We start from the raw sequence: 7,252 nt of genomic DNA, 5'->3' as shown, positions 1-7,252 counted from the left end.
GGTGTGAATCCGCTACAAGAGCAACCGCTATCTGAGCGGCGCTCGCCGTCTGCGGCGCCGCCATCCCGGGTATTGCCACTCAGAGGGGTCGGGTTGGCTTTGAGTCCGTAAAGATCCAGCGCGTCCCACTGCAAGGCACGCTAAGCACCCGAGGCAGGGCGTGTCCGGCAGGAGCAACGGCGTGTTGTTCCTGCTCAGCGACTTGGACGCCATCGCGTTTATCTAGCGTCAGGCGGGGGAATGGAAAGGTGGCCAATCAGACTCGCCGACGATACACTCGCCGTTCTCGGCAACTGCGATGACGCGCCAACTGACCGGCGTGTACGCGGCTCGTTCGAGTCGGGCATTGACGCGGCGTCGGTGATGCTCTGAATTCCGGACCGCGCGATACTGGGCAGAGGCTTCGTGGACCTTGTACCAGGCTCGGAGATCGTTGTGCTTCTCGACATACTCACGTGCTTCTTGTCCGACCGCACCGTCAATCTGAGCACCGAACCACGTAATGAACTCGCGCACCCTTTGCGAGAAGAACGCAACTAGTGGCAGCAAGTCAATGATGTCGCCGTCATGTTCGGTGATGAAGGCACGCGAGGTCGCATTCCAGCCACTCCATTCGAGCAGCTTGTCTCGCGCTATTCCCACGGAGTTCGCCATCTGCATCGGACCCCCGCTGCCGCCGAGTGATCTGAATTGAGTAGCCACCGTCATGACGGGTGTGGCGTAGTGCAGCGAGTAATCACGCAGCTTGGTAAGAAAGACAATCCGCGCATCGCCAAGCAGCTCCAGACGCTTCGGATCCCAAACCGTGGTCTCCCATTTGGTCCGCTTCGGATCACTCCGGCCGCACTTTTCACATGAGCCGGCCTCTTCGACCGGGTCTGGCCACAGCCTGCGATGCACCACGCGCTGTGCATCACGCAGTCCAGCCAGCGCAGCCAGATAGTTGAGCAGAAGGCGGGCCGCCTCCTCGTCAAACTCTTCCGGCAGTTCGGTCGCAACCGTTGGCTGACCAACGAACTGGCCGAGGTGCGCACAAAGCTCCTCAGTGTTTCGGCTGAATAGCTTCGCCGCGCGGTTCAGCGACTCAGCCCATTCGTGGTAGACCTTGCCGGGCAACTGTTCGAGATGCGCACGACGCCTTTGGAATTCGGTCGCAAAGTCGGCAAACGCGGCCACCGGTCACGCCGCCAAAAGTTGGGTGTGCCTTTTGTGGCGGTAGACACCGTTGTTGACCTCGGTGTAGACGCGCTTGGGGACGGTGTCGATTTCGTCGCGCAGGTGCTCCGGGTACAGCTGCGGCGCACCTTCGCGGTGATACGCCGTCCATTCGGTGGACAGGTCCAGCGTCAGTTGCGGGAAGTCGTTGGTCGCGACCGCGCCGGTGGGTACGTCGACGATCGCCGGCACCGTGATGCCCTTGGGATAGTTCGGGTCGCGCTTGAAGTACGCGTCCTGCAGCCGCGGGATTTTCAGCACCGGGTCGACGCCGCCGGGGTCGAGGTCGAACGTCCAGCTGCGCTGATCGTGCGTCGGACCGCAAAAGCCAATGGAGAGAACGTCTTCCAGCCCCAGCAGCCGGCGGACGATGATCGCCCGGTTGGCCCAGGGACAGGCCCGGGCAACGATCAGCCGGTACCGGCCGGGTTCCACGGGGTACCCGTCACGACCGTCGGCCGTGATCCGGGTGCTGATGTAGTTGGTGTCGCGGGTGTACTCAGAACCTGGCTTGACGTAGGTCACGTCCCCAGTCTGCCCGCGAACAGTTGGCTTGGGTACGAGAAATCAGCCGGCTCTCGAACACAAGCCAACGTTCGGCGCGTGGATCAGGCGTCGAGTTCGCGCGCGACGGCCTTGACCACCTCGGACACCTTGCGGGCCGTCTTGCGATCGGGGTAACGGCCCCGGCGCAGCTCGGACTGCACGACGTCCTCGAGGAGGGTGATCATGTCCGACACCATGCCGTGCAGCTCGTCGGGCGTGTGCTTGTGCTCGGGGGCGGCCGCCTCGCGACGGGTGCGCGACAGGCTCGGCGGCGGGTCGATCAGCTTGAGGCTCAGCGCCTGCGGGCCGCGGCGTCCGGCAGCGACGCCGAACTCGACGCGCTGGCCGGCCTTGAGACCTTCAACCCCGGCGGGCAGCGCCGAAGACCGGACGTAGACGTCCTCGCCCTCTTCCTGAGAGAGGAAGCCGAAGCCCTTCTCCGTGTCGTACCACTTAACCCGGCCGCTTGGCACTGGTCTCACCTGCTCGTTCTCAACATACGGTTACATAACGAAAGCGCCCCACCTCCGCAGGACGCGTTGTCGTTGATTCTACTCGGCCACCTCTGATCGCAGCATCCCCATTACTCAGTAGACTGAGAGTTCTACTTGCGGGAGGTGACATGCGCCTGGTCCTGAACATCATCTGGCTGGTTTTCGGTGGCTTCTGGCTGGCGCTCGGCTACTTCCTCGCCGCACTGATCTGCTTCATTCTCATCGTCACCATCCCGTTCGGCGTCGCCGCGGCCCGCATCGGCGTGTATGCGCTGTGGCCGTTCGGTCAGACGGTCGTCGACAAGCCCGGCCCGCGCCCAGGCGCCCTGGTCGGCAATGTGATCTGGCTGGTGTTGTGCGGCTGGTGGCTGGTGCTCGGCCACATCGCCACTGCCATCGCACAGGCCCTGACGATCGTGGGTATCCCGCTGGCGCTGGCCAACCTCAAACTGATCCCGGTGTCGCTGCTGCCGCTCGGCAAGCAGATCGTCCCCGTCGACCAGACCCACCCCGCTCCAACCTGGCAGACATGACACTCACACCCCTCGGCCTCCCCACCGTCGCGCGGCCTGTCGGTCCGGCCCCGGCAACCGGGCCGCTGATCGACACGTACGGCCGTGTCGCCGCCGATCTGCGGGTGTCGGTCACCGACCGCTGCAATCTGCGCTGTACCTATTGCATGCCGGCCGAGGGCCTGAACTGGCTGCCCGGCGCCGACCTGCTCACTCTCGACGAGCTCACCCGGCTGATCCGGGTGGCCGTGATGCGCCTCGGCATCACGGGCGTGCGGTTCACCGGCGGTGAGCCACTCCTGGTTCCGTATCTCGAGGACGTCGTCGCGGCGGCGGCCGCGTTGCAACCACGTCCGGCCATCGCCGTGACGACCAACGGCATCGGATTGGCCAAGCGCGCGGCCGCGCTCAAGAAAGCCGGCCTCAATCGCGTCAACGTCTCCCTCGACACCCTCGATCCGGACCGATTCGCCGCCATCACCCGGCGCAGGCGGCTCTCCGACGTCCTCGACGGCCTCGCCGCAGCCAAGGCCGCCGGTCTGAGTCCCGTCAAGGTCAACGCCGTGCTCGATCCGGCAACAGGGCTCGACGATGCCCCGGCGCTGTTGCGCTTCTGTCTCGAGCACGGCTACCAGCTGCGGATCATCGAGCAGATGCCGCTCGATGCCGGGCACCACTGGCAGCGCGGTTCGGTCCTGCAGGCCGACCAGATTCTCGGGGCACTGCGCCGCGAATTCAGCTTGCGCCCGGACCCGGCGCCGCGGGGCTCGGCACCCGCCGAGCTCTGGCAGGTCCACGACGACGGCACGGTGCTGGGCACCGTCGGCGTCATCGCGTCCGTCTCCGCCGCGTTCTGCGGCACCTGCGACCGCACCCGGCTGACGGCCGACGGTCAGGTGCGCAGCTGCCTGTTCTCACAGCAGGAGACGGATCTACGGGCGTTGCTGCGAGGCGGCGCTGACGACGATGCGCTCGAGGCCGCCTGGCGGGCCGCGATGTGGGCCAAGCCGGCGGGTCATGGAATAAACGATCCGGGTTTTGTCCAGCCGGACCGCCCGATGAGTGCGATCGGCGGCTGAGGGTGGCTGAATTGGTGGTGACGGTGCGCTATTTCGCCGCCGCGAAGGCCGCAACCGGAATCGAGACCGAAACGTTGCAGCTCAATGAGGGTGTAACCGTCCGTGATCTGGTGAACTCCATTGGTACCCGTGGGGCAGATGTGGCAAAAGTGCTCTCACGCTGCTCATTCCTGCGCGACGGCGTCGCCGTCCGCGATCTGGACACCGCGCTGGCGACGGCCGAGACGCTCGATGTCCTACCCCCCTTCGCCGGCGGCTAATTGTGAAATGCCTCACATAACGAATCGGTAACGACCTGGCTGTGGCGCCTCTGACCCGCAACAACACCTGCGAAAACGCCGAATCAGCCAGCGGCTTTAAAGTCCTCTCATAATTTGCTCGGGCCCGAAACGCCCAAAATCCGTCGAGGTGACGGAACCCAACTGACCCGATACCGTCGTCTCTCAAGCCAGAGCGACCCTTTGGCACCCGCACTTGAAACGCCTAGCTCCATCCATCAGGTGCGGCCGACGACAACCCGTGGATGGAGGCGGGGGACCCAACCGGTCCACCGAGGAAATCAGGACCAGGAGCTTCGGCTCCTTGGGGTGAAGCCTGCTCTGCAGGCCGGGCAACCTCTCCAGCCCGAACCCGACAGCTGACCTCGCAGGCGTTGACGAGAGGACTGCTTTTTTCATGAGTGGACGCCACCGTAAACCGACCACGTCCAGTGTCTCTGTCGCCAAGATCGCCTTCACCGGCGCGGTTCTTGGTGGCGGCACCATCGCCCTCGCCGCACAGGCTTCCGCCGCGACCGACGGCGAATGGGACAAGGTAGCCCGCTGCGAATCCGGCGGGAACTGGGCCATCAACACCGGCAACGGCTACCAGGGCGGGCTGCAGTTCTCGCCCAGCACCTGGAGCGCCCACGGCGGTGGCGAGTACGCGCCCGCCGCCAACATGGCCAGCAAGGACCAGCAGATCGCCGTCGCCGAGCGCGTCCTGGCCAGCCAGGGCCGCGGTGCGTGGCCGGTCTGCGGCACGGGCCTGTCCGGTGCCACCCCGCGCAACGTCGTGAAGAACAACCCGGCGCCGGCCCCGGCCGCCGCCCCGCTGGACAACCCCGAGCTCAACGCCGCGGCCGACCCGGCCCCGGTGCAGGAGGCCGCCGCTCCGCTGGACGCGCCCGCCCCTGAGGCCCCCGAGGGTCCGGCGATCGTCAACGTCGCGAACGAAATCCCCGCCCCTGAGGCCCCCGCCCTGGACGTGCCCGAGGCTCCCGCTCCCGCCCCCGAGGCTCCGGCCCCGGCCCCCGAGGCGCCCGTCGTCGAAGCACCTGCCCCGGAAGCCCCCGTCGAGGCCCCGGCGCCCGTGATCCAGGCCGCCAACTGGGACACCACCGACGCGCCCGCCGAGCCCGGCGTCTGGGCCCTGCACGCCAAGCAGGACCTGCCGGTCGAGCCGGCCCCGGTCGTCGACGCCCCGGCCCCGGCTCCGGCCCCTGTTGCCGACGCCGCGGCTCCCGCGCCGGCCGCCCCGGCCGCGCTGCAGACCCCGCCGAACGGCACGCCGCACCTCGCCAGCCCGACCAACCTGCCCCCGGGCTCGACCATGGACGCGCCCGAGACGGGCGACAGCGCCAACATGAGCTACCTCAAGCAGCTGTGGCACGCGGTCCAGAACAACGACATCTCGGGTCGTGACGCCCTGCTCGCCGTCGCCTCGACGCGCACCGGCGCCCCCGGCGGCAGCATCCCGGCCCCGCCGAACGCTCCGGCGCCCGGCCCGGCCCCGATCGTCGACGCCCCGCCGGCTCCGTAATACAGACAAAGAGAATCGCCCCGGTCATCGACCGGGGCGATTTCTTTTCGTTGGTCAGCGTGTGACGCCGGAGAAGTACGTGAGTTCAATCAGTGGGCGACCAGCGGGCGGATATTGCACTCAGGGACTGCCGACGCCCGAAATACGTACCTGGCGTCAATCACGGCGGCTGCGCGCGGCGGTGATTGACGCTATGTACTTCCGTGCCCGTCTTCGGGCGAGCCGAGCGGGAACACGATCTCAGGCCGAGCCGACCCATTCGTCGGTGCCATCGGTGAAGAACTGGTGCTTCCAGACCGGCAGCCGCTCCTTGACGGTGTCGACCAGGAGCGCACAGGTGCGGAATGCCGCCGCGCGGTGATCGGCCGATACCGCCGCGACGAGAGCGGCGTCGCCGATGTTGAGCACGCCGATCCGGTGGCTGACCGCGATGGCCCGCACGCCTTCGGAGGCGGCGGCGACGTCGGCGGCGACCTCAGCCAGGACGTCGGCGGCCGACGGGTGCGCCGAGTACTCCAGCCGCGTCACCCCGCGACCGCCGTCATGGTTGCGCACGACACCGGCGAAGCTCACGACGGCACCGGCGGAGCTGTGGTCGACCAGCGCCTCGTGGGACGCGACATCGATCGGCGATTCACTGAGGTCGGCGCGGAGCACGATCACCCGGCATGGTCCTTTCCGCTGAGCTGGTCGAGCGCGTGGTCCAGCACTCCGGCCAGCACGCCCAGCCCGTCCTTCACTCCCCCGGACGAGCCCGGCAGGTTCACGATCAGCGTCCGGCCGGCGACGCCGCACACACCACGCGACAGCACCGAGGTCGGGACGTGCGGCAGCCCCGACTGCCGGATCGCGTCGGCCAGCCCGGGGATTTGGTAGTCGAGGACCTCGAGCGTGGCCTGCGGGGTGGCGTCGGTCGGCGAGATTCCCGTGCCGCCGGAGGTGAGGACGACGTCCACGTCGTCGGCGATCGCGCGGCGCAGTTCGGCGCCCACCGGGGCGCCGTCGGTGACGACGACGGGCGCGGGCACGTCGAACCCGCGCTCAGTGAGCCAGGCGACGATGAGCGGGCCGGTGCGGTCCGCGTAGACCCCGGCGGCGGCGCGGGTGGAGGCGATGACGACGCGGGCGGAGCGGGTCATGCCCGTTCCCAGAGACCGGTCTTGCCGCCCTCCTTGCGCAGCACCCGAATGTCGTCGATGCGCGCGGCCGGGTCGACGGCCTTGATCATGTCGTACAGCGTCAGCGCCGCGACGCTGACGGCGGTGAGGGCTTCCATCTCGACGCCGGTGCGGTCCGTGGTGCGCACGGTGGCGGTGATGCCGATGGCGTCACCGCTCGCACTGGTCTCGAAGGCCACCTCGACCTTGGTGAGCGCCAGCTGGTGGCACAGCGGGATCAGGTCGCTGGTGCGCTTGGCGGCCATGATGCCGGCGACGCGGGCGGTCGCGAGCGCGTCACCTTTGGGCAGTCCACCGCTGGTGATGAGGTCGACGACGTCGGTGTGGGTGTGCAGGACGCCCGCCGCGACCGCGGTACGCCGGGTGGCGTCCTTGGCGGACACGTCGACCATGTGGGCCGCACCCGTTTCGTCCAGGTGCGAGAGCTC

At 67.7% G+C, this 7,252-nt stretch carries 9 protein-coding genes, 1 pseudogene and 1 riboswitch; of the genes and pseudogenes, 4 read left to right on the top strand and 6 right to left on the bottom strand.

Annotation, left to right across the window (positions count from 1 at the left end):
* Positions 1-228: 228 nt before the first annotated feature.
* From VXD91_RS21435 to VXD91_RS21425, 3 genes and pseudogenes are all read right to left on the bottom strand, one after another.
* Positions 229-1,176 (bottom strand): hypothetical protein, encoded by a 948-nt coding sequence (locus VXD91_RS21435; RefSeq protein WP_346416342.1) that lies wholly within the window; start codon positions 1,174-1,176, stop codon positions 229-231.
* A 36-nt stretch (positions 1,177-1,212) separates the two neighbouring features.
* Positions 1,213-1,740 (bottom strand): annotated as a pseudogene (locus tag VXD91_RS21430) (glutathione S-transferase family protein); the annotation flags it as partial.
* A gap of 83 nt (positions 1,741-1,823) precedes the next feature.
* A complete protein-coding gene (locus tag VXD91_RS21425) occupies positions 1,824-2,234 on the bottom strand; it encodes a cold-shock protein (RefSeq protein WP_053854517.1) in 411 nt (136 codons plus the stop codon).
* A gap of 149 nt (positions 2,235-2,383) precedes the next feature.
* Between VXD91_RS21425 and VXD91_RS21420 the strand changes: the two genes are divergently transcribed.
* From VXD91_RS21420 to VXD91_RS21405, 4 genes are all read left to right on the top strand, one after another.
* The gene (locus VXD91_RS21420; RefSeq protein WP_346416341.1) at positions 2,384-2,788 is read left to right on the top strand and encodes a YccF domain-containing protein; all 405 of its coding nucleotides are present in this window, start codon (positions 2,384-2,386) and stop codon (positions 2,786-2,788) included.
* On the top strand, positions 2,785-3,846 hold the full coding sequence (gene moaA, locus VXD91_RS21415) for a GTP 3',8-cyclase MoaA (protein ID WP_346416340.1): 1,062 nt from the start codon (positions 2,785-2,787) through the stop codon (positions 3,844-3,846). The genes VXD91_RS21420 and moaA overlap by 4 nt, the downstream gene beginning before the upstream one ends.
* Before the next feature lie 2 nt (positions 3,847-3,848).
* Entirely contained in the window at positions 3,849-4,106 is a 258-nt protein-coding gene (locus tag VXD91_RS21410; RefSeq protein ID WP_020098885.1) for a MoaD/ThiS family protein, read from the top strand.
* A 210-nt stretch (positions 4,107-4,316) separates the two neighbouring features.
* A riboswitch (cyclic di-AMP (ydaO/yuaA leader) is annotated at positions 4,317-4,513 on the top strand.
* An 8-nt stretch (positions 4,514-4,521) separates the two neighbouring features.
* Positions 4,522-5,646 carry a transglycosylase family protein gene (locus VXD91_RS21405; RefSeq protein ID WP_346416339.1) on the top strand — a complete coding sequence of 375 codons (1,125 nt, stop codon included), beginning with the start codon at positions 4,522-4,524 and terminating at the stop codon, positions 5,644-5,646.
* Between the two features lie 240 nt (positions 5,647-5,886).
* Here VXD91_RS21405 and VXD91_RS21400 read toward each other — a convergent pair whose 3' ends face one another.
* The 3 genes from VXD91_RS21400 to moaC are packed head-to-tail and all read right to left on the bottom strand — an operon-like array spanning position 5,887 to position 7,216.
* Positions 5,887-6,309 carry a molybdenum cofactor biosynthesis protein MoaE gene (locus VXD91_RS21400; protein ID WP_346416338.1) on the bottom strand — a complete coding sequence of 141 codons (423 nt, stop codon included), beginning with the start codon at positions 6,307-6,309 and terminating at the stop codon, positions 5,887-5,889.
* A complete protein-coding gene (locus VXD91_RS21395) occupies positions 6,306-6,785 on the bottom strand; it encodes a MogA/MoaB family molybdenum cofactor biosynthesis protein (protein WP_346416337.1) in 480 nt (159 codons plus the stop codon). The genes VXD91_RS21400 and VXD91_RS21395 overlap by 4 nt, the downstream gene beginning before the upstream one ends.
* On the bottom strand, positions 6,782-7,216 hold the full coding sequence (gene moaC, locus VXD91_RS21390; protein WP_346416344.1) for a cyclic pyranopterin monophosphate synthase MoaC: 435 nt from the start codon (positions 7,214-7,216) through the stop codon (positions 6,782-6,784). Before moaC ends, VXD91_RS21395 begins: the two co-directional genes overlap by 4 nt.
* Between the last annotated feature and the right edge of the window lie 36 nt (positions 7,217-7,252).

The sequence above is a fragment of the Mycobacterium sp. SM3041 genome, assembly GCF_039668335.1.
Taxonomy (GTDB): Bacteria; Actinomycetota; Actinomycetes; order Mycobacteriales; family Mycobacteriaceae; genus Mycobacterium.
This window is presented reverse-complemented; position numbering and strand designations above follow the sequence as displayed.

Excerpts from the sequence above, each read along its gene's own strand:
- VXD91_RS21420 (WP_346416341.1), top strand. The coding sequence starts at position 2,384 with ATGCGCCTGGTCCTGAACATCATCTGGCTGGTTTTCGGTGGCTTCTGG.
- moaA (WP_346416340.1), top strand. The coding sequence starts at position 2,785 with ATGACACTCACACCCCTCGGCCTCCCCACCGTCGCGCGGCCTGTCGGT.
- VXD91_RS21405 (WP_346416339.1), top strand. The coding sequence starts at position 4,522 with ATGAGTGGACGCCACCGTAAACCGACCACGTCCAGTGTCTCTGTCGCC.
- VXD91_RS21395 (WP_346416337.1), bottom strand. The coding sequence starts at position 6,785 with ATGACCCGCTCCGCCCGCGTCGTCATCGCCTCCACCCGCGCCGCCGCC.
- moaC (WP_346416344.1), bottom strand. The coding sequence starts at position 7,216 with ATGGTCGACGTGTCCGCCAAGGACGCCACCCGGCGTACCGCGGTCGCG.